The organism is Solirubrobacter pauli (assembly GCF_003633755.1).
Lineage (GTDB): Bacteria > Actinomycetota > Thermoleophilia > Solirubrobacterales > Solirubrobacteraceae > Solirubrobacter > Solirubrobacter pauli.
This window is the reverse complement of the sequence record NZ_RBIL01000001.1, coordinates 1,049,070-1,069,971: the sequence shown is the minus strand read 5'-3', so window position 1 is coordinate 1,069,971 and position 20,902 is coordinate 1,049,070. Positions and strand designations below refer to the sequence as shown.

The 20,902-nt window shown below is 72.9% G+C and carries 19 protein-coding genes; 12 read left to right on the top strand and 7 right to left on the bottom strand.

The window, feature by feature from the left end:
* Positions 1–11 precede the first annotated feature (11 nt).
* The 6 genes from C8N24_RS04960 to C8N24_RS33680 form a co-directional block, all read right to left on the bottom strand.
* Positions 12–2,114, bottom strand: coding sequence for a WD40/YVTN/BNR-like repeat-containing protein (locus C8N24_RS04960; protein WP_121248582.1), 2,103 nt, complete (start codon positions 2,112–2,114; stop codon positions 12–14).
* Positions 2,115–2,240: 126 nt separating this feature from the next.
* Entirely contained in the window at positions 2,241–3,653 is a 1,413-nt protein-coding gene (locus tag C8N24_RS04955; protein ID WP_170178850.1) for a metallophosphoesterase family protein, read from the bottom strand.
* Positions 3,654–3,655: 2 nt separating this feature from the next.
* Positions 3,656–5,899 carry an FtsX-like permease family protein gene (locus C8N24_RS04950; protein ID WP_121248578.1) on the bottom strand — a complete coding sequence of 748 codons (2,244 nt, stop codon included), beginning with the start codon at positions 5,897–5,899 and terminating at the stop codon, positions 3,656–3,658.
* 13 nt (positions 5,900–5,912) lie between these two features.
* The gene (locus C8N24_RS04945; protein ID WP_121248576.1) at positions 5,913–6,581 is read right to left on the bottom strand and encodes an ABC transporter ATP-binding protein; all 669 of its coding nucleotides are present in this window, start codon (positions 6,579–6,581) and stop codon (positions 5,913–5,915) included.
* Positions 6,582–6,643: 62 nt separating this feature from the next.
* Positions 6,644–7,042 carry a peptide-methionine (R)-S-oxide reductase MsrB gene (gene msrB, locus C8N24_RS04940; RefSeq protein ID WP_121248574.1) on the bottom strand — a complete coding sequence of 133 codons (399 nt, stop codon included), beginning with the start codon at positions 7,040–7,042 and terminating at the stop codon, positions 6,644–6,646.
* A gap of 10 nt (positions 7,043–7,052) precedes the next feature.
* The gene (locus tag C8N24_RS33680) at positions 7,053–7,205 is read right to left on the bottom strand and encodes a hypothetical protein (RefSeq protein WP_170178849.1); all 153 of its coding nucleotides are present in this window, start codon (positions 7,203–7,205) and stop codon (positions 7,053–7,055) included.
* Between the two features lie 211 nt (positions 7,206–7,416).
* On the opposite strand from C8N24_RS33680, the gene tkt reads away from it, so the two are divergent.
* The 11 genes from tkt (at position 7,417) to C8N24_RS04890 (ending at position 18,431) form a co-directional block, all read left to right on the top strand.
* A complete protein-coding gene (tkt, locus tag C8N24_RS04935; protein ID WP_245971763.1) occupies positions 7,417–9,387 on the top strand; it encodes a transketolase in 1,971 nt (656 codons plus the stop codon).
* Positions 9,388–9,480: 93 nt separating this feature from the next.
* Positions 9,481–11,043 carry a glucose-6-phosphate isomerase gene (locus tag C8N24_RS04930; RefSeq protein WP_121248572.1) on the top strand — a complete coding sequence of 521 codons (1,563 nt, stop codon included), beginning with the start codon at positions 9,481–9,483 and terminating at the stop codon, positions 11,041–11,043.
* 2 nt (positions 11,044–11,045) lie between these two features.
* A complete protein-coding gene (gnd, locus tag C8N24_RS04925) occupies positions 11,046–11,957 on the top strand; it encodes a phosphogluconate dehydrogenase (NAD(+)-dependent, decarboxylating) (RefSeq protein WP_121248570.1) in 912 nt (303 codons plus the stop codon).
* A gap of 1 nt (position 11,958) precedes the next feature.
* Complete coding sequence (gene zwf, locus C8N24_RS04920; RefSeq protein WP_121248568.1) at positions 11,959–13,503, top strand: glucose-6-phosphate dehydrogenase; 1,545 nt, start codon at positions 11,959–11,961, stop codon at positions 13,501–13,503.
* Entirely contained in the window at positions 13,503–14,552 is a 1,050-nt protein-coding gene (locus C8N24_RS04915) for a glucose-6-phosphate dehydrogenase assembly protein OpcA (protein ID WP_121248566.1), read from the top strand. The genes zwf and C8N24_RS04915 overlap by 1 nt, the downstream gene beginning before the upstream one ends.
* On the top strand, positions 14,552–15,238 hold the full coding sequence (gene pgl, locus C8N24_RS04910; RefSeq protein WP_170178848.1) for a 6-phosphogluconolactonase: 687 nt from the start codon (positions 14,552–14,554) through the stop codon (positions 15,236–15,238). The genes C8N24_RS04915 and pgl overlap by 1 nt, the downstream gene beginning before the upstream one ends.
* Positions 15,235–16,236 carry an ROK family protein gene (locus C8N24_RS04905; RefSeq protein WP_342794254.1) on the top strand — a complete coding sequence of 334 codons (1,002 nt, stop codon included), beginning with the start codon at positions 15,235–15,237 and terminating at the stop codon, positions 16,234–16,236. The genes pgl and C8N24_RS04905 overlap by 4 nt, the downstream gene beginning before the upstream one ends.
* Entirely contained in the window at positions 16,233–16,694 is a 462-nt protein-coding gene (gene rpiB / locus C8N24_RS04900) for a ribose 5-phosphate isomerase B (protein WP_121248560.1), read from the top strand. The genes C8N24_RS04905 and rpiB overlap by 4 nt, the downstream gene beginning before the upstream one ends.
* A 13-nt stretch (positions 16,695–16,707) precedes the next feature.
* Positions 16,708–16,878: a hypothetical protein gene (locus C8N24_RS33675; protein ID WP_170178729.1), complete on the top strand. Its 171-nt coding sequence runs from the start codon at positions 16,708–16,710 to the stop codon at positions 16,876–16,878.
* Positions 16,879–16,904: 26 nt separating this feature from the next.
* A complete protein-coding gene (locus C8N24_RS04895) occupies positions 16,905–17,489 on the top strand; it encodes a GNAT family N-acetyltransferase (protein ID WP_245971762.1) in 585 nt (194 codons plus the stop codon).
* Between the two features lie 21 nt (positions 17,490–17,510).
* Positions 17,511–18,431 (top strand): hypothetical protein, encoded by a 921-nt coding sequence (locus tag C8N24_RS04890; RefSeq protein WP_121248558.1) that lies wholly within the window; start codon positions 17,511–17,513, stop codon positions 18,429–18,431.
* On the opposite strand, the gene C8N24_RS04885 is transcribed toward C8N24_RS04890, so the two are convergent.
* The gene (locus C8N24_RS04885; protein WP_245971761.1) at positions 18,331–19,488 is read right to left on the bottom strand and encodes a DMT family transporter; all 1,158 of its coding nucleotides are present in this window, start codon (positions 19,486–19,488) and stop codon (positions 18,331–18,333) included. The genes C8N24_RS04890 and C8N24_RS04885 overlap by 101 nt on opposite strands.
* Positions 19,489–19,519: 31 nt before the next feature.
* Here C8N24_RS04885 and C8N24_RS04880 point away from each other — a divergent pair, with 31 nt between their 5' ends.
* The gene (locus tag C8N24_RS04880; protein WP_121248553.1) at positions 19,520–20,896 is read left to right on the top strand and encodes an aminotransferase-like domain-containing protein; all 1,377 of its coding nucleotides are present in this window, start codon (positions 19,520–19,522) and stop codon (positions 20,894–20,896) included.
* Positions 20,897–20,902 lie beyond the last annotated feature (6 nt).

Here is a 20,902-nt window from a genome sequence, read left to right as displayed (position 1 = left end):
GGGTAGTTGCCCTACTTCTTCTTCAGTGTGAGGACGGACGAGCCCGCGCCCTGGCGACCGGAGTCGCCGGCCCAGCGGGCGACGAACTGCACGCGTCCGGAGACGCGGAAGCTCGCGGTGAAGCGGCCGCCGTTGGCGCCCGCGGTCACCACCTGCTCGCTCCAGCGGGAGCCGGTGCGGGCCGAGACGACGATCGCCTCGCCGCCCTGCGCGCCCTTGAGCTGACCGCTGACGGTGACGGTACGGCCGGAACGGCGCGCGCGGGAGAGCGAGATCGTCGAGCGCGAGCCGAAGTCGCCGCCGGAGCTGGTGGTGAACAGGCTGCGGAAGACGTTCCCGCCCGCCGCGGGCGTCGAGGTCAGCGCGTACGAGCGGGCGGCGCTCGGGCTGATCACGCCCTCCGTGCCGGGGAAGCGGCCGCTCGCGATCCGCTGCGGACGCCAGTGCTTGCCGCCGTCGGTGGTGCGCTGCACGTAGGCGACGTTGTTGTCGGCGGGGTAGCCCTCGAGCGTCAGGTAGCCGTCGGTGGCGGAGCCGAACGCGAGCGCGAGGCCCCGCCCGGTGCCGACCGCGGGCAGCTCGCTCCAGCGCTTGCCGCCGTTGGTGGTGCGCCACACGCGGCCGTTCGTGGTCAGCGCGTAGCCGCCGTTCGCGGACGTCATCTCCAGGTCCGCGAGCCGGCCCGGCCGCTTGATCGTCTTCCACGCGCGGCCGCCGTTGGTGGTGCGGATGATCGCGTTCGTGCCGTAGGCGAAGATCGCGCTGCCGGCGCGGTCGAACGCGTCCACGCGCGCACGGCTCTCGGCGAGGCTGAACTGCCCGCCGCCGGAGGCGCGGCGCACACCGCGCGGGCCGGCCAGCAGGACGGTCGTGCCGCTGGTGATCACGGCCTGCGGTGCGCTGGTCGTGCCGGGGTCGATCGGCTGCCAGCTCGAGCCGCCGTTGTTGGTGCGGAACAGGCCGCCGCGCACGTCGAGCGCGTAGCCCTCGCTCTCGCTGCTGAACGACGTGTCGCGCATGTCGGAGGAGGTCGCGACGTTGATCGCCTTCCAGGTGACGCCGTTGTCGGTCGTGCGGGCGAGCTGGCCGCGCGCGCCGAGCGCGAGCGCGATGTTCGGCGCGGGGCCGAGCCGCAGGCCGAACTGGAACGAGCCGGCGATGTCCCCGCCGACCGCCGTGTAGTTGCGCCCGCCGTCGTCGGAGACGGCCGTGGCGCCGCCGTTGCCGGCCGCGACGGCGCGGCTCGGGTTCGCGAACCCGGCGGCGTAGAGCGGCGCGGTGGAGGCGGTGATCGACTCGAACGTGTCACCGCCGTTCTCGGTCCGCAGCAGGCGGTCGCCGCGGTCGGTGGTGAGCAGGCAGAGGTCGAGGGTCGCGCAGCTGACGCCGGTGACCGTCGCCGCGATCGGCTTGGCCTGCCACGTCTGGCCGGCGTCCGCGGAGCGCAGCAGCGTGTTCGGGCCGAACGCGTAGAACGTGTTCCCGTCGATCGCCTTGACGCGCTGCACGTTGCCGGGCGCGACGTCGGGCTCCGGCGTCCAGGAGGCGCCCGCGTCGGTCGTGCGGAAGGCGGTGTTGGAGCCCGCCAGGAAGACGATGCCGGCGTCGGGCGAGGTGAAGATCGCGTCCGCGGGGGTCGCGTTGCCGCCGCCCGCGCTGCCGGAGGTGCCGGGGATCGCGGTCACGCGGCTGAAGCTCTCGCCCGCGTCCGTCGTGCGCAGCACGTTGCCGTTGCGCAGCAGCAGGTAGCCGATCTGCGGCGTGATGAAGTACGTCGCGGCGACCGGCTCGGGGCAGTTGATCTCGGTCAGCACGTAGAACTTGCGGAAGGTCCGGCCGCCGTCGTCGGAGCGACGCAGCACGCACCCGTCGCCGCCGAGGATCGTCACGACGTCCGGCGTGACGGCCTGGACGCGGTTGAGGTCCAGCGACGTGCCGGTCGGCAGGCCCGACCAGGTGGCGCCGCCGTCGTCGGTGCGCAGGGCCGTGCCGTCGTCGCCGATCGCGTACCCGCGGCCCTGGACGAAGTCGATCGCCCGCACCGTGTTGCCCTGCGGCGTCGGGTTGCCCCACTGCCAGCCCGACTGGCTGACCTGCACGGCCGCGGTGCCCACTTGCGGGCACGCCACAGCCAGGCTCAGGGCAGCACAAGTGCCCAGAAAAGCCCTGGAAATCACGTACTTCTCCTCTCGCTGAGATGCTCTGCCGGTGAAACGGCGGAGAGGGGAAATGGTTGCGGGTTATGGAACGGTGACGAACAGGCGGACGTTGCGGTCTTTCTCGGCACCCGCGAATCGCTGCGGGCGTCCGCCCTGCGCGTCGAGGTAGGCGAGCTCGCGGCTCGTGCCCGCGAGACCCCGCCCGTCGTGGTCGACCATCCAGGTCTCCAGCGCGACGCCGTCCGTCGTCTCGCGCAGCCGGAACATGCGCGCCTGCTGGGGGAAGTCGGCGAGGGAGCTCGTGCTGATCTGCCAGTAGCGGCCGCGCGGCGTGACGCGGTTGCGGTGGCTGTTGCCCGCGATGCTCGCGACGACGTTCGGGTGGCGGTCGAGCACGGCGAGCGCCTCGGGCGTGAGCGGGTTGTGGGAGAAGACGACGACGAAGCGGTCGGTGTCGAGCTGCGCGTCCAGCCGCTGCAGCTGCTGCGGGTTGATGCGGGCGCGGGAGGTGCCGTCGCGGTTGACGGTGTCGACGGTGACGGCGCGCACCCGGTCGGTCAGGTCGACCGTGTAGTCCATCTGCGCGTGGCCGAGCTTGCGCTCGGCTTCGCCCGGCTCGTTCAGGTGCCGCGCCCGGTCGGCCGGGACCCTCACGCTCGGCAGCTGGAAGGCGTACGCCAGCAGGGCGTCCGTGGCCCGGCGCGCGTCGATCTCCTCCGTCGGCAGGCGGTCCAGGAGCTCGGGGTCCAGCGCCTGGACCATCCGGTCGCCGGTCGCCTGGGCGTTGATCGCGTCGCTCGGCGGGACCTCGCCCTGGGCGAGCACGTCGTGGTTGCCGACGAGCGGGTAGAACGGCGCGTCCAGGCCGGCGGCCGTGAACGGGCGCTGGGCCTGGGCGAGCGTGCCCGGGTGCGCCGGGGCGTCGAAGTCGGGGCGGTAGTAGAACGGGTCGGCGGAGTCGGCCTGCTGGACGCCGCGGTACCCGGGTGCGCCGCTGTCCGGGGTGACTCTGCCACCCCCGAGCACGGCCAGCGCGAGGTCCAGCTCGTTGCGTTGCGCGTTGTCGGTGATGTCGCCGGTGACGAAGACGGCGTCCGGCTTCTGGCGGTTGAGCGCGCGGACGGCGGCGTCGAGGGTCTGCGCGCTGAACGCCTCCTGCGGGCGGAACGTGGACGTGAACGGCCCGCCGACGCGGTCCAGGAACGGCACGCGCGCCGGGGACTCCTCGTCGCGGACGTGCGTGTCCGTGAGCTGGCCGAACGTGACGAGCGTGCGGCCGAGGCGGGCCGCGTCGCCACGGTCGCGGAGCGGCTCGCCGGGGCCGGCCTCGAGGAAGCCGTCGCCGTCGGAGTCGACCAGCGTCGAGGTGAGCGTGGATCCGCCGGACACGGCCGGCTTGGGGTCGTCGCCGCACGTGGCCACGGCGAGCGCCGCGGCCGCGAGCGCGCCGGCGACGGCCGCGCGCGCGGCGGGAAGCGAGCGGGTGCGCGGCACGCTCATTCCTCGCGCAGCCCCGCGATGATCGGCTCGCGCATGACCCGCCGGGCGACGAGCACGGTGGCGAGGGCGGACAGCGCCAGCAGGCCGGCGAACACGAGCGCGATCTGGCCGTTGGACGCGCCGAGCGGCAGCGACGCGAAGCTCGCCGCGAGCCGCGACACGGCCGGGCCGAACACGAGCAGCTCGAGCGCCACGCCGGCGATCGCGGCGGGGACGGCGACCGCGATCGCCGCCCCCGCGAGCACGAGGGAGATCGTGGGCGCGTCGGCCCCGGTGGCCCTGAGCAGCGCGACCGCCCCTCGCCGCTCGCGGGCCGTGACCGTCAGCGCCTGGATCAGCGCGTACAGGCACACGAGCCCGACCGCGAGGCCGACGCCGCGGAGCACCGCCGCCAGCACGGCGAGGAACGCGGCGTTGTCGGTCTGCGCGGCGCCCACGGGCTGCAGCTGCGCCCCGAGGCCCACGAGCGCGCGCGTGACCTGGGCCGGGTCGGCGTTCGAGTCGAGCCGGACGACGACCTGCGGGCTGAGGTCCGGGCGCGTCTCGAGCAGCTTGTCCGGTCGGATCCACGCGATCCGACCGTCGTTCTCGAGCGCCCGGACCACGCCTGCGACGCGGAAGCGGATCTCGCCGCCGTCGGGCACCTGCGCGGCGAGCGTGCTGCCGGGCCGCAGGCCCAGCGCGTCGGCCATGCCGACGCCGACCTCGACTTCGTCCGGCCCGCGGATGCGGCGTCCCTCGGCGAGCGGCGGGTTCTCGAAGCGCGTGTGGTCGCCGGGGTAGGCGACGAGCCGGATCGGCTCGCCGAGCCGGAACGAGTCGGCGGCGTCGATCGAGTAGCGCTCGCCGACGTCGGCCACGCCGTCGAGCCGCCGTGCCTCGGGGATGCGCTCGGGGGCCAGCTGGACCGCGAGCTGGTAGCGCTTGCCGACCGTGCCCGGGTCCTCCCGCAGGCGCTCGAGCAGGCTGGCGAGCGCGAGCATGAGCGTGACGACGCCCGCGCACACCGCGATGGTCGCGACCGCCGCCAGCCAGCGCGCGCGGGCCGCGGTGGCGAAGCGCACGCCGAGCGCCAGCAAGCCGTGGGGGAGACGCGCCGCGCGCTGCGGCGTGCGTGCGAGGTCGCCGCCGCGGAGGATCTCCACGGGTGGCCGGCGGGCGGCGCGCCAGGCCGGCCAGGTCGCGGCGGCGACCACGATCGCCACCACCGCGGCGGCCGACAGCGCGAGCGGGCCGAGCAGCGCGACGCCCGGGCCGAGCTCGTTGAGCGCGGCGATCAGCTGCGCGGAGGGGCCGGCGACGACGAGGGCGCCGAGCGCGATGCCGACCACGGCGGCGGGGACCGCGAGCAGCACGGCCTCGACGGCCTGCTGGGCGGCGATCCGGCCAGGGCCGAACCCGAGCGCGCGTTGGACGCCGAGGCCGGTGAGGCGGCGCTGGACGTCGGCGTGGGCGCTCGCGGCGAGCATCGTCCCGGCGGCGACGAGCGCGACGAGCGAGAACGCCACGAGCAGGGAGATCACGATGCCCGCCGCCTGCGAGAGCAGGATCTCGACGCCCGTGCGCGTGATGAACTGGAGCTTGCCGAGGCCGAAGGTGACGGCGCGAGCCTGCGCGAGCGTGACGTCGGCCTTGTCGGGGTCGGCCAGCCACAGGAGCGCGACGTTCGGCGGTGGCGAGCGGCGGTGCTCGGCCTCCGCGATGTAGACGCGGGCGGCGCTCGCGAGCGGATAGGCGACGTTGTCGGGCGAGACCGCGATGCCGCTCACGCGCAGGAGGCCACGGCGCTGCACCGACAGCTCGTCGCCCACGTGAAGGTCCCACTCGCGGGCGAGGCCGCGCTCGATGACGACGTCACCGGTGGAGCCGTCACGCACGTCGCGGCCGTCGACGACCTTGTAGCCGCGGCGGCCCTCGAACACGGTCGTGACCGCGCCCTTGCGGGTGAAGTGGCCGTCGGCGGCGAGCTCCTGGTTGAGCCGCTCGAACCGGTACGAGCGCGTCGCGAGGTTGGGTAGCGCCGAGACGCGGGCGTCGATCTCGCTCAGCCGGCGCTCCGGGAAGCGCGCGATAACGTCCGGCAGCTGCGCCTGCTCGGCGGAGCGCTGGAAGCCGGTCGCGAGGGAGTAGCCGACGGTCACGCTCGTGCCGACCACGAGCGACGCGGCCAGCACGCCGAGCGCAGCGAGCACGGTGCGGCCGCGGCGCGCGCGCAGCGCCGCCAGCGCGTCGCGGATCACGCGCGCGGGCCCGTCACGGCACCAGCCGTCCGTCGCGCAGGGTCAGCACGCGGTCGGCGATGTCCGCGGCGGCCGACTCGTGCGTGACCATGACGACCGCGCGACCTTCCTCGGCCCCGGCGCGCAGCAGCCGCAGCACCTCCGCGCCGGCGCGGGTGTCGAGGTTGCCGGTCGGCTCGTCGGCGAGCAGGACGGGCGGGTCGTTCACCAGAGCGCGGGCGATCGCGAAGCGCTGCTGCTCGCCGCCGCTGAGCTGATGGGGCAGCGAGCCGGCCACCTCGCGCAGGCCGAGCTGGTCGATCAGCGCCTGGCCGCGGGCGGCCGCGTCCGGCGAAGCGCCGCGCACACGCCCCGCGAGCAGCACGTTGGCCTCGCCGCTGAGCTCAGGCAGCAGGTGGAAGAACTGGAAGACGAACCCGATGCGGGTTCTACGCAGCCGCGACAGCGCACGTTCGCTCACGCCCGTCACGGACTCGCCGGCGATCGCGATCGAGCCGGCGTCCGGGCGGTCCAGCCCGCCGACCAGGTGCAGCATCGTCGACTTGCCGGTGCCCGAGCGGCCGAGGATCGCGACGACCTCGCCGGGGTGCACGTGCAGCGACGCGCCGTCGAGCACCCGCCGCGCGGCGCGGCCTTCCCCGAACGACTTCACGACGCCGGTCGCGGCGATCACGGCGGGCATCCACCCACCGTAGACCGCTCTCTAAAGCCCCGCTCAGGGGCGCGCGACCGGGCGCGGACGCGTTACTTGGTCTCGAGGTCCAGCGCCGCGCTGTTGATGCAGTAGCGCAGGCCGCCGGCCTCGCGCGGGCCGTCCGGGAACACGTGCCCGAGGTGGCCGCCGCAGCGCTTGCACAGCACCTCGGTGCGGATCATGCCGTGCGAGACGTCCTGCTTGGTCTCCACGTTCGCGGCGAACGCGGGCTCCGTGAACGACGGCCAGCCCGAGCCGGACTCGAACTTGGTGTCGCTGGAGAACAGCTCCGCGCCGCAGCCGGCACAGCGGTACATCCCGTCCTCGTGCGCGTCCCAGTACTTCCCGGTGAACGCACGCTCCGTACCCGCCTGCCGCAGCACCGCGTACTGCTCCGGCGTGAGCTCCTCACGCCACTGCGCGTCAGTCTTCTCAATCTCAGTCGCCATGACTGAGATTCTACACCGCGACGCGCGTCCTCCTGGGGAGTCGGAAGTGCAGCGACCAGCCCGTGGCGGGCCGTGCGACGCGCCCGCGACGACGGGCGGTGGCGGCATCGCGCAGCGCCTGCGACTGCGCGTCGGCGAACATCGTCATCAGTTGGGGATGCATGAGCCTCATCCTGCGCCTGAGACGACCGTCACACATCGGGCGTTCGCAGCGGGCTCCGGCGACGCACCCCTTACGTCGCTGAGCGCGGTGCCTTAGTCGTCGCGCAGTCGCTCGATCAACCGGCACGCTAGCTTCTCGGGTCGCGAATTCGACCCCTTGGAGGCTTGCGTTGTCCGTCGCAGAAGATCGGTCCACCCTCGACGAGCTCTGCGTGAACACGATCCGCACCCTCTCGATGGATGCGGTCCAGAAGGCCAACTCCGGCCATCCCGGTACGCCGATGGCGCTCGCGCCGCTCGCGTACGTGCTCTACACGCGGGTGATGGAGCACAACCCCAAGAACGCCAAGTGGGCGGATCGTGACCGCTTCGTGCTGTCGTGCGGCCACGCGTCGATGCTCCTGTACTCGATGCTGTACCTGACCGGCTACGGCCTCACGCTCGACGACCTCAAGAACTTCCGCCAGCTCGGCTCGCCGACCGCCGGCCACCCCGAGTACGGCCACGCCGCCGGCATCGAGACCACCACCGGCCCGCTCGGCCAGGGCATCTCGACCGCGGTCGGCATGGCCCTCGGCGAGCGCATGCTGGCCGAGCGCTACAACCGCGACGGCCACGAGATCGTCGATCACTACACGTACGTGATCGCGTCCGACGGCGACCTGCAGGAGGGCATCTCGCACGAGGCGTCCTCGCTCGCCGGTCACCTGGGCCTCGGCCGCCTGATCGCCTTCTGGGACGACAACCACATCTCGATCGAGGGCGACACCGCGATCTCCTTCACCGAGGACGTCGCCGCGCGCTACGAGGCCTACGGCTGGCACGTCCAGAACTTGGGTGAGGACATCGGGCTGGACCGGATCGAGGAGGCGCTCGCGAACGCGAAGGACGTCACCGACCGCCCGTCGCTGATCGTCGTCCGCACGCACATCGCCCCGGGCTCGCCGAACAAGCAGGACACGCACGAGGCGCACGGCTCGCCGCTCGGCGACGAGGAGATCAAGCTCACCAAGCAGGCCTACAACTGGCCGTCGGAGGAGCCGTTCTTCGTGCCGGAGGAGGCGCTCGCGCACTTCCGCTCGCTCGAGGGCAAGGGCGAGGAGCTCGAGTCGGCCTGGAACGAGCGCTTCGCCGCGTACCGCGAGGCCTTCCCGGAGCTGGCCGACCAGTTCGAGCGCCAGCTCTCCCGCGAGCTCCCCGAGGGCTGGGACGCCGAGGTCCCGACCAAGGGCCCGGACTCCGGCATGATCGCCACCCGCAAGGCGTCCCAGGACGTCATCCAGTGGGCGGCCGCGCAGGTGCCGGAGATGGTCGGCGGCTCCGCCGACCTCGCGCCGTCGACGCTGACGTTGATCAAGGACGGCGGGTCCGTGAACACGGCCTCCTACGGCGGCCGCAACTTCCACTTCGGCATCCGCGAGCACGGCATGGGCGCGATCGTCAACGGCCTGACGCTGTCCGGCTTCCGCGCGTTCGGCGCCGGCTTCTTCATCTTCAGCGACTACATGAAGGCGTCGATCCGCCTCGCCGCGCTGATGCACATCCCGTCGACGTTCGTGTTCACGCACGACTCGATCGGCGTCGGCGAGGACGGCCCGACCCACCAGCCGATCGAGCAGCTCGCGACGCTGCGCGCGACGCCGAACATCAACGTGGTCCGCCCGGCGGGCTTCAACGAGACCGCGCTGGCCTGGCGCTTCGCGCTCTCGGCCACGGACACCCCGACGGCGCTGGCGCTCTCCCGCCAGGGCGTTCCCGTGTGGGACCCGGCCGGCGTGCCGAGCGACGCGATCGAGCGGGGCGCGTACGTCCTCGCTGACTCAGACGGCGAGCCGGACGTGATCCTGATCGCCTCCGGCACCGAGGTGCACGTCGCCAACGACGCGCGCAAGCTCCTGGAGGAGGACGGCGTGAAGGTACGCCTCGTCTCCGCGCCGTGCCTGGACCGCTTCGAGGCCCAGGACCAGGCCTACCGCGACGAGGTCCTGCCGCCGTCCGTGACGGCGCGTGTGGCGGTCGAAGCGGCGGCGCCGCTCGGCTGGCACCGGTGGGTGGGCGACCGTGGCGCGGTCGTGGCCATGACGACGTTCGGCGCTTCCGCCCCGGCCGGCGCGCTCTACAAGCACTTCGGCTTCACGGGCGAGAACGTCGCGGACGTCGCGCGGGGCGTGTTGAAGGGCTGAACCCTTCGCGTGAACTGCGCGTGCTCCGTGCACGCGCAGTTCGCTAGCGTCCGTCGCGCAAGTCCTGGAGCCGCCACGGGAAGGAATAGAGCTATGAGTGACGTCACGACGATCGAGGCCGACGTCCCCGAGCGATATGCCGATGGCGTGCAGACGCGCCTTCGCCGCGCCGCGGACGAGGACATCGTGGGCCGCATCTGGCGCAAGGACGGGACGCTGTGGGCGCCTGAAGGCACCCCGGAGGTCACCAATCGCCTGGGCTGGCTGGACATCGCCGAGCGCTCGCGCGAGCAGCTCGCCGATCTCGAGGGCTTCCGCGACGAGCTGTTGCGCGAGGGCTATACGGACGCCGTCGTGCTCGGCATGGGTGGCTCGAGCCTGGCGCCCGAGGTCTTCCGGCAGTCGTTCGGGACCGCGGAGAACGGGCTCACGCTGCACGTCCTGGACTCCACGCATCCGGACGAGGTGGGCAAGTACCTCGACACGCTGCCGCTGGAGACGACGCTCGCGATCGTCTCCTCCAAGTCCGGCGGGACGATCGAGCCGCTGTCGATGTACAAGGCGTTCGCCGAACGCATCAACGGCCCGCACTTCGCCGCCGTCACCGATCCGGGCTCGGGCCTGGAGGAGCTCGCGAACGCGCAGGGCTTCCGCCGCGTCTTCTACGGCGATCCGAACATCGGCGGCCGCTACAGCGCGCTGAGCGCGTTCGGGCTCGTCCCCGCGGTGGTCGCGGGCTACGACGTGGCCGCGGTTCTGGAGTCGGCGATCGGCGCCCAGGAGGAGTGCCAGGGCGAGCAGGGCAACCCCGGCCTGTGGCTGGGCGTGGCGCTGGGCGAGCTGGCCCGCGCCGGTCGCGACAAGCTGACGTTCGTCGCCGACGACCCGCTGAGCTCGTACGGCGTCTGGGCCGAGCAGCTCGTGGCCGAGTCCACCGGCAAGCACGGCCGCGGCATCCTGCCGATCGCCGACGAGCCGCTGCTCGGCCCGGAGGCCTACGGCGACGACCGCGTGTTCCTCCACGTGGCCACCGAGCACTCCACCAACGCCGGCAAGCTGGCCAAGCTCAAGGACGCCGGCCACCCGGTGATCACGATCCGCGCCCTGGGCCCGACCGACCTGGGCCGGATCTTCTACCTGAGCGAGTTCGCGGTCGCCGTCGCCGGCTGGGTGCTGGAGATCAACCCGTTCGACCAGCCGAACGTGCAAGAGGCCAAGGACAACACGAACCGCGTCCTGCGCGACGGTTCCAGTGGCCTCGAAGCGGGCAGCCTAGGCGAGCTGACCGAGGGCCTCGAGCCGCCGGCGTACTTCGCGATCATGGGCTACCTGCCGTACTCGTCCGAGACCGAGGCCGCCGTGGCGAGCCTGCGTGAGGCGATCGTGGCCAAGTACAAGGTCGCGACGACCTGGGGCTACGGCCCGCGCTTCCTGCACTCGACCGGGCAGCTGCACAAGGGCGGACCCAAGACGGGCCGCTTCCTGCAACTCGTCGACGAGCCCACGGGCGACCTCGAAGTGCCCGGCGAGACCTTCACCTTCAAGACGCTGATCCGCGCTCAGGCGGACGGCGACCTCGAGACCCTGCGCAGCCACGGCCTCCCCGCGGTGCGCATCACGGTCGGCGACATCGACGCCATCAAGGAGCAGCTCTAGACATGCAGATCGGATTCGTCGGCCTCGGCAAGATGGGCGGCAACATGGTCCATCGGATCGAGCGCGACTCAGACCATGAGGTCGTCGCCTTCGACCCGAACGCGGACGCCGTCGCCGCCGCCGAGGGCCACGGGGCGGTCGGCGCCCACTCGCTCGAGGAGCTCGTCTCCAAGCTCGAGAAGCCACGCCTGGTGTGGCTGATGGTGCCCTCCGGCAAGATCACCGAGGACACCATCACGCAGCTCACGGAGCTGCTGGAGGAGGGCGACACGATCGTCGACGGCGGCAACACCAACTGGCACGACGACCAGCGCCGCTCGACCGAGCTCGAGGCCAAGGGGATCAACTACGCGGACGTCGGCACGTCCGGCGGCGTCTGGGGCCTCGACGTGGGCTACTGCATGATGGCCGGCGGCCCCGACGAGTCGATCCAGCAGCTGAGCCCGATCCTCGACGTGCTCGCCCCGCCGGACGGCTGGCGCCACTTCGGCCCCGCGGGTGCCGGGCACTTCGTGAAGATGGTCCACAACGGCGTCGAGTACGGGATGATGCAGGCGTACGCCGAGGGCTTCGACCTCATGCACCAGTCGCCGTTCCCGATCGAGCTCAAGGAGGTCGCCGGCCTCTGGAACCGCGGCTCGGTCGTGCGCTCCTGGCTGTGCGAGCTCGCCGAGAAGGCGTTCGAGGAAGAGGGCAACGACCTCGGCCGCCTCGTGGGCTACGTCGACGACTCCGGCGAGGGCCGCTGGATGATGAACGACGGCATCGAGATGGCGGTCCCGACGCCCGCGCTGGCCGCGTCCCTGTACGCGCGCTTCTACTCGCGCAAGGAAGGCGACTACGCCGCCCGCGTGCTGGCCGCGCTGCGCAACCAGTTCGGTGGCCACGCGGTGAAGAAGGTCGAGGAGACCTGAGATGGCGGTGGACGTCAAGCCCGACCCGGCGACGCTCGGCGAGAACCCCCTCATCGAAGGGCTCGAGCGGCTGCCGGTCCCGGCGACCACGCTGACGATCTTCGGCGCCACGGGTGACCTCGCCCACCGCAAGCTGCTGCCCGCGCTCTACAACCTCGCCCACGAGGGCGCGCTGCCGGAGCGCTTCAACCTGATCGGCATCTCGCGCCGGGAGATGCCGGACGACGAGTTCCGCGAGGTCGCCCGCAACGCGATCAAGCAGTACTCGCGCCGTGAGCCCGACGCGACCGTGCTCGAGGGGCTGCTCAGCCGCGTCCGCTACGTCGGCTTCGACTTCGCGGACGTCGAGAGCTACAAGAAGCTCAAGACGCTGATCGAGGAGCTCGACGAGGACGGCGGCGGCAAGCTCAACCGCGACTTCTACCTGTCGACGGCGCCCGAGTTCTTCCCGGTGATCGTCAAGGCGCTCAAGGACGCGGACCTCAACTACGACCCCGACGTCGACGTCCGCTGCATCATCGAGAAGCCGTTCGGCGTCGACCTCGAGTCGGCGCGCGAGCTGCAGTCGGTGGTCGAGCACGTCTTCCGCGAGTCGCAGGTCTACCGCATCGATCACTACCTGGGCAAGGAGACCGTCCAGAACGTGATGGCGTTCCGGTTCGCGAACTTCATGTTCGAGCCGGTCTGGAACCGCAACTACATCGAGAACATCCAGATCACCGCGGCCGAGGACATCGGCATCGGGACGCGCGCCGGCTACTACGACCAGGCCGGCGCGCTGCGCGACCTCGTCCAGAACCACATGCTCCAGCTGCTCACGCTCGTGTGCATGGAGCCGCCGGCCTCGTTCGAGGCCGACAAGGTCCGCGACGAGAAGGTCAAGGTCCTGCACGCGATCACCCCGCCGACCCCGGAGGAGGTGCGCCAGTGCACGGTGCGGGCGCAGTACACCGCCGGTGACGAGGGCGGCGAGGACGTCGGCGGCTACCTCGAAGAGGAGGGCGTGCCGGACGACTCGCGCACCGAGACGTACGCGGCGATCAAGCTCGAGGTCCACAACTGGCGTTGGGCGGGCGTGCCGATCTACCTGCGCACGGGCAAGCGGCTCACGCGCAAGGTGACCGAGATCGCGGTGCAGCTCAAGCCGGTGCCGCACCTGGCGTTCCAGTCGCAGGGGTCGGTCGGTGTGCAGCCCAACCAGCTCGTGCTCACCATGCAGCCCAACGAGGGCGTGTCGCTGTCGCTGGGGGCGAAGATCCCCGGCTCGAGCATGCGCATCCGGCCGGTGAACATGGAGTTCCTCTACGGCTCGGCGTTCATGTCGCAGTCGCCGGAGGCCTACGAGCGGCTGATCATGGACGCGATGCGCGGCGAGGCGACGCTCTTCACCCGCAACGACGAGGTGCTCGCCCAGTGGGCGATCATCGACCCGATCCTGAAGGCCTGGGACGCGGACAAGGGCAAGCTGCACACCTACGAGTCGGGCAGCGCCGGGCCGACGGCGGCCGACGAGCTGATCGCTCCGCACAAGTGGCGAGGCCTGTAGTGGAAGACCTCTGGCGCGAGGACGACACGACGCCCGGCCGGATCGAGGCCGCGCTGCGCAACATGTTCATCGCGCGGCACAAGGAGGAGCGCGCGTACGTTCCGGCGCGCGTGATGAACATGGTCGTGATCGCCGACCGCGAGTTCCGCGGCGAGGTCGAGAACCGGCTGCAGCGCGTGGGCCGGTTCCACCCGTCGCGGCTGCTGCTCGTGCTCGTCGACCCCGGCCGCACACGGCTGGCGGCGAGCGTGCGCGTCGGCACGGTCGACGCGCCCAAGTCGGGCTCGATCTCCGTCGGGCGCGAGCGCGTGTCGCTGCTCGTCGGGGAGAAGCACCTCAAGAAGCTCGACACGATCCTCGACCCGCTCGTCGTCACCGACCTGGCGACGATGGTGTGGTCACCGCACGGCTACCCCGAGGCGGTCGACGAGCTGCGCAAGCTCGCGCAGATCACGCTGATCGACTCCCAGGACGAGCAGGACGTCGAGCGCGCGCTGCTGCGCGCCGACAGCCTCACCGACGACACGTACGTCGTCGACCTCGCGTGGCTGCGCTCGACGCCGTGGCGCGAGCGCGTGGCGGCGGCGTTCGACTCCCCGCGGCGGCGGCCGGACCTGAAGGCGATCAGCGCCGTGACCGTCCGCCATCGCGAGGACTCGCTGGCCTCCGGCGTGCTGTTCTGCGGCTGGCTGGCCTCCCGGCTGGGCTGGGAGCCGGGGCCGCTGAGCGCCGGCCGCGGCCGTTGGACGGGCACCGCGCACACGCGCCGGCAGGACATCAAGCTCACGCTCGAACCCGTCGAGATGAGCTCGCCCGGCCTCGCCGGCGTGACGATCGAGCTCGCGAACGGCCAGGCGATGGCGCTCGACCGGTCCCCCGGCGGGCTGCGCGCGATGCGCCGTGACCGCGACGGCACCGAGCGCGCCTGGACCGTCATGGGGGCCTCGCGCGGCGAGGGCGGCATCCTCGGCGAGGGCGTCCGGCAAGCACTGCTGCGCGATCCCACCTATCGTCCGGCGCTGAAATCAGCCGAGGCGATGGTGGTGTAGTGGAGATCCGAGTGGAGGAGAACCCGGCGGAAGTGGTCGCCGGGCTGCTGGTGGATGCCGCGTCAGCGGGGGGTGACCTCGTGCTCACGGGCGGGTCCACGCCCAAGCTGGCGTACGAGATCGCGTCCCGCGCCGGGGCGGACTGGAGCAGCGCGACCGTCTGGTTCAGCGACGAGCGCTGCGTGCCGCCGGAGAGCGGCCTGTCGAACTTCCGGATGGCGAACGAGGCGCTGCTCGGGCGCCTGGACCGCGGCGTGCGGCCGACCGTGATGCGGATGGAGGGCGAGCTCGGCCCGGACGCCGGCAGCGCGTCCTACGAGGCGTCCGTGCGCGAGCGCCTCGGCTCGGAGCCGCGCTGGGACCTGCTGCTGCTCGGCCTCGGCCCGGACGCGCACTGCGCCTCGCTGTTCCCCGGCAAGCCGGAGGTGCAGGAGCGCTCGCGGCTCGTGACCGGCGTGGAACTTGCAGGCATGGAACCGCAGGTTCCGCGCATCTCTTTGACGCTTCCGGCCTTGAACAGCGGGCGTTTGACGGTGTTCCTGGTCACCGGTGCGGACAAGGCGAAGGCCGTCGCGCGCGCGTTTGCTGCTACACCGGATGCCGACTCGCCCGCGGCATTCGTGCGTCCAGGTGCGGGAGAGTTGCTCGTCGTACTGGATCCGGCTGCGGCCAAGGAGCTCGCGTGAGCGATCAGTTCATCGGAGTCGATGTGGGGGGGACCAAGATCGCGGTGTCGGTCTTGGAAGGTGGAGAGCTGTCCGATCCTGTAGTCACGCCGACCAACCAGGCGTCGCAGGAAGCGCTCGTGGAGCAGCTCGCGGTCGCGATCGAGAGCGCGATCACGCCCGAGACCCGCGGCATCGGCATCGGCATGCCGTCGATCATCGAGTTCAAGACGGGCAAGATCCTCGCCTCCGTCAACATCCCGCTGCACGACATCCCGCTGCGCTCGCTGCTGACCGAGCGCATGGGCGTGCCGGTCTACGTCGAGAACGACGCGGGCTGCGCGGCGCTGGCCGAGGCGTTCGACGACGGCAAGATCGTCGTCGACTCGCTGGTCATGCTGACGATCGGCACCGGCGTCGGTGGCGGCTGGGTGCTGGGCGGCAAGCTCTACCGCGGCGCGACCACGTCGGCCGCGGAGGTCGGGCACACGATCATCGGGCGCGACGTGCAGTTCGGCAACAACGTGCCGGGCGACCCGTTCCCGCAGCGGGGATCGCTGGAGACGCTGGCGAGTGGTCGCGCGCTGGACCGGCTGGCCGACTACGCCGCGATCCAGTACCCGGACTCGCACCTGGGCAAGGTCACCGCCAAGAAGGGCAACGTGGACGGCCACGACGTGGTCGCCGGCGCCGAGGCGGGCGACGACGCCTGCCTGTGGTGCCTGCGCGTGCTCGGCGAGCGGATCGGGATCGGCATCGCCAACGCGATCAACACGTTCGACCCGCTCGAGGTGGTGCTCGGCGGCGGCGTCTCGCGTGCCGGCGCGCTCATCCTCGAGCCCGCCAAGGACGCGGCCTTCCGCCACGTCGTCCCGGGGCTGGGCCTGAACACGACGATCCGGATCGCGCGCCACGGGCCGCGCGCCGGCGTGCTCGGCGCGGCGCTGATCGCGGCGCAGGAGTACGCCGAGAGCACGGGCCGCAACCTGCAGGGCGCGATCTCGGGGGAGCACGCATGAAGATCGCCTGCGCGTTCGACCACGCCGGGTTCCCGCTCAAGCCGATGGTGATCGCGGCGATCGAGGCCGAGGGGCACGAGGTGCACGACCTCGGCACCTGGTCGACCGACCCGGTCGACTACCCGGACACCGCCCGCCTCGCCTCCGAGGCGGTCCGCGGCGGCACCGCCGACCGCGCGATCCTGGTCTGCGGGTCGGGCGCGGGCGTCGCCGTGGCGGCGTGCAAGTTCCCGAACATCCGCGCCGTCGTCGCCCACGACACCTACACGGCGCACCAGTCCGTCGAGCACGACGACTGCAACGTCCTCTGCCTCGGCGGACGGGTGATCGGGCCGTCGCTGGCCGCGGACATCATCAAGGCGTATCTGGCCGCCGAGTTCACCGGGGAGGATCGCCACAAGCGACGCCTGGCGAAGATCGACGGCATCGAGCGTGAGTTCCTCCGGGACGACATCTAGGGAGTTGGGAAGCGTGCGTACGATCGAGTGCAACGTCTGTGGCGAGCCCCTCACGGCCGCCGACGACGACAGCCTGGCCAAGCAGCTCAAGGACCACCTCGCCGACGAGCACGACGAGTCCCCGTCGGACGACGAGATCCACCAGACGGTCGACCGCGAGGCCTACGACGCCATGGACTCCTGACGCCGCACGAGCGTGACCCGCTCGTCGTGAGCGGGCCGCGCCTGACGTTGCGGTATCCGGCGGCGGAGGACGCGCCGCGGCTGTTCGACCTCGCCTCGAACCCGCTCGTGACGCGCTGGTTCTCGTGGGGTCCGTACGCGGAAGTCGGGCAGGCGGAGGCGTGGATCGCCGCGCAGGCGTCCAAGCGCGAGTCGGGGGAGATCATGGACTTCGTGGTCGACTCGCCCGACGGCGTGCTCGGCGTGACCGGCCTGACCGAGGTCTCCAAGCGTGACCGGCGGGCGACGGTCGGCTCGTGGATGGGCGAGCCGCATTGGGGCTCGGGGGCGAACTCCGAGGCCAAGGCGCTCATCTCCGGGCTGGCGTTCCGCCGGCTCGGCGCGGAGCGGCTCACCGCGTGGGCGAACACGCGCAACGGGCGCTCGCAGCGGGCGCTGGAGCGCGTCGGCTTCCGCCGCGAGGGCGTGTTGCGCGCGTGGCACCGGCACGGCGACGAGATGCACGACGTGGTCGTGTTCGCGCTCGTGCGGGACGTGTGGGAGCGCAGCCCGCTGGCGCAGGTGCCGGTGCGCATCGAGGGCACCCCGCCGCCGTCCTTCGTGCTCGGCTGAGCCGCGGACTACAGTGCGGGCATGCGGCGCTCCGCCCTGCCCGTGTGCCTCCTGCTCGTCGGGTGCGGCGCCTCGAGCGCCGGGGAAGCGGTGCGGACGGCGCCGCCGGTGCCCGTTCCCGTCCCCGTGCCGAAGCTCGTGCTCGACCTCGGGTTCTCAGGCGGGCAGGCGCTGGCCGTCCTCAGCGACGCGCCGTGCGAAGTCCGTCCGGTGCAGGACCCGATCATCGACGCGCCGCCGGTCGATCCGACGTGCGAGGTCGTCGGTGCCGCGTTGCGTCCCGGGCACCGCGCGGTCGCGTCGTTCCGTGCCGGGCGACGCGGGATCCGCCTCGCCGTCGGCACGCGGCGCATCAAGATCCCGGACTCCGCGCTCGACGAGCCGCGCGCGTTCTGGTCGCCGGACGCGCGGCGCCTGATCGTCGAGAGCGAGGGCTGGCGCGGCGGTGTCGTGTTCAGCGCGGCGACGGGGCGACGGCTGCGGACGATCACGAGCGGCACAGGCTATCTGGGGCGGCAGCCGTTCTCGCCCGACGGCAAGCGCGTCGTCACCGGCGACAAGCGCGGTCTGGTCATCACGGCGGTCGCCGACGGCCGGCGCAAGCGCGTGGCGCTCCCCGCAGGGGCCGAGCGGCCCTCATGGTCGCCGGTGGGCGAGCGCGTCGCCGCCGCGAGTGGCCGGGTCGTGGCGTGGGCCGACCTCACGTCCGGCGCGGTCCGCACGGCGCCGGTCGTGGCGCTGGAGGTCGCGTGGTCGCCGGACGGCCGCGCGATCGCGACCTACGGCTACCGCGCGGACGGCCAGTGGGCCGTGTCGGTGATCGACGCCGACTCCGGGACGGTCACAGAGGTCCACCGCTTCCCGGAGGGTGCGGAGCGGGGTGAGCTGGCGTGGGCGCCTGACGGGTCGCGGCTCGCGTTCCAGGTCGCGGAGCCGCTGTAGCCCTCGTGCGCTGCGTGGCGAGCACGCAGGCGACGATCGCCAGCGCGGCGACGACCATGCCCGGCGTGATGTGCTCGCCGAGGAGCAGAGCGGACCACGCGAGCGTGAGCACCGGCTGCGCGAGCTGCGTCTGGCCGATCTTGGCGACGCCGCCGAGCGCCAGCCCGTGGTACCAGGCGAAGAAGCCGAGGAACATGCTCACGGCGCTGACGTAGGCGAAGCACAGCCACACCGTCACGCTGACGTGCCCGAGGCCGTCGGCGGAGAGCGCGGTGGGGAGGACCAGGAACGGCGCCGTGAACACGAGCGCCCAGCAGATCACCTGCCAGCCGCCGTACCGGCGCGCCAGCACGCCGCCCTCCGCATAGCCGAGCCCCGCCGACGCGACGGCCGCGAGCACGAGCAGGTCCGCCGGCTGGAGCCCGTTCACGCCCTGCGTGGCGGCGAACACGAGGACGGCGACCAGCCCGGCGGCCGCCGCGACCCAGAACGCGCGGCTGGGCCGCTCACCCGCCCGGAGGACGGCGAACACGGCCGTGGCGGCCGGCAGGAGCCCGACGATCACGCTCGCGTGCGCCGCCTCCAAGTGCCTGAGCGCCAGCGTGCTGAACAGTGGGAAGCCGATCACGACCCCGAGGGCGACCGCCGCGAACCGCGGCAGGTCCCGCCGCTCCGGCAGGGGCTCCCGGCGCATCGCCAGCAGCGCCCCGGCGAGCGCGGCGGCCACGAGCGCCCGGCCGAGCCCGACGAACGTGGCGTCGAGCTCCTCGACCGCATGGCGCGTGAGCGGCAGCGTGAACGAGAACGCCAGCACGCCCAGGAAGCCCCAGGCCACGGCCTTCCACGCCCCGGGATGGGCGCCGCGCCCGGCGACGGCGCCCGCCGGCGGGTGCGGCTCGCCGGCCGCGCGCGCGAGGGCGACGGCGACGGCCGTCGTGGCCGCCGGCGGGTGCGGCTCGCCGGCCGCGCGCGCGTTGTCGGCCCCGCCCGCCCCGCGCGGCTCGCCCGCCGCACGCCGGTCCTCGCCCGGCCCCTCGGGGGTGTCTTGCGTTACCACGGTGCGGCCGATAGCGTTACTGGCATCCTTCATGCCTGACGATAACGCAGCGACCGCCATAACCGCAACGCTGGAGGCCGAGGTGGCCGTGAGCGCGCCCGGGGAGCGCCTGCCGTCGGTGCGCGAGCTGATGGCGCGGCACCGGGCCGGGCCGGCGACGGTGCAACGGGCGATCGCGGAGCTGGCGGCGCGTGGGCTCGTCGAGGCGCGGCCCGGCCGGGGCACGTTCGTGGCCGCGCGCAGCGAGCCTCGGGTGCCCGATCCGTCGTGGCAGGCGGTGCCGCTCGGGGCGCGCTCGATCGACGCGGACGCGCTGGTGCGGCTGCTGCGGCCGCCGTCGCCGGACGCGCTCGTGCTGTCGTCCGGGTACCTGCCCGCGGACCTGCAGCCGACGGCGCTGCTCGGCGGTGCGCTGGCCCGCGCCGCCCGCCGGCCCGGGGCGTGGGACCGCGTCCCGCTCGAGGGCATCAGCGGACTGCGTGCGTACTTCGCCGCCGAGGCCGGCGCGAGCCCCGGCGACGTGCTGGTCACGCCCGGCGGGCAGGCGGCCCTCGCCGCCTGCTTCCGCGGGCTGGCCGCGCCCGGCGCGGCGATCATCGTCGAGTCGCCGTCGTACCTGGGCGCGCTCGTCGCCGCTCGCGCGCAGGGCCTGCGCCCGGTCCCGGTGCCCGCCGACGCCCACGGCATCCGTCCGGACCTGCTCGCGGACGCGCTCGCCGCCTCCGGGGCGCGCGTCGTCTACCTGCAGCCGATCTTCGCCAACCCGCACGGCGCCACGCTCGCGCCCGAGCGCCGCGCCGAGGTGCTCGAGGCGGTCCGCGCGGCGGGCGCCTTCATCGTCGAGGACGACGCGTTCCGCGACCTCGCGCTGGGCCCGGCACACGGGCGGCGCGGCGCGGCGGTCGTGCCGCCGCCGTTGTTCGCGGACGACCAGGACGGGCACGTGGTGCGGATCCGGTCGCTCACGAAGGCGTCGGCGCCCGGGCTGCGGATCGCGGCCGTGATCGCCCGCGGGCCGGCCGCGGCTCGGCTCAGGGCGGCGCGGATCGTCGAGGACCTGTTCGTCACCGGGCCGCTGCAGGAGGCGGCGCTGGAGATCGTCGGCGCGCCCGCGTGGCGCGCGCACCTGCGCAAGCTGCGCACGGTCCTGGCCGAGCGCCGGGACGCGCTCGTGGCGGCGGTCCCGCTGCCGGTGGTCGTGCCCGAGGGCGGGATGAACCTGTGGGTGCCGTTGCCGCCGGGCACGGATGACGTCGACCTCGCGCAGCGCGCCGCGGCGGCCGGGGTGCTGGTGCAACCCGGACGGCCGTTCTTCGCCGCCGAGCCCCCAGGGCCGTTCCTCCGGCTGACGTTCGCCGCCGAGCCGCCCGAGCGCCTCGCGGAAGGCGTGCGCCGGCTGTTCGCGTGAGCGCGC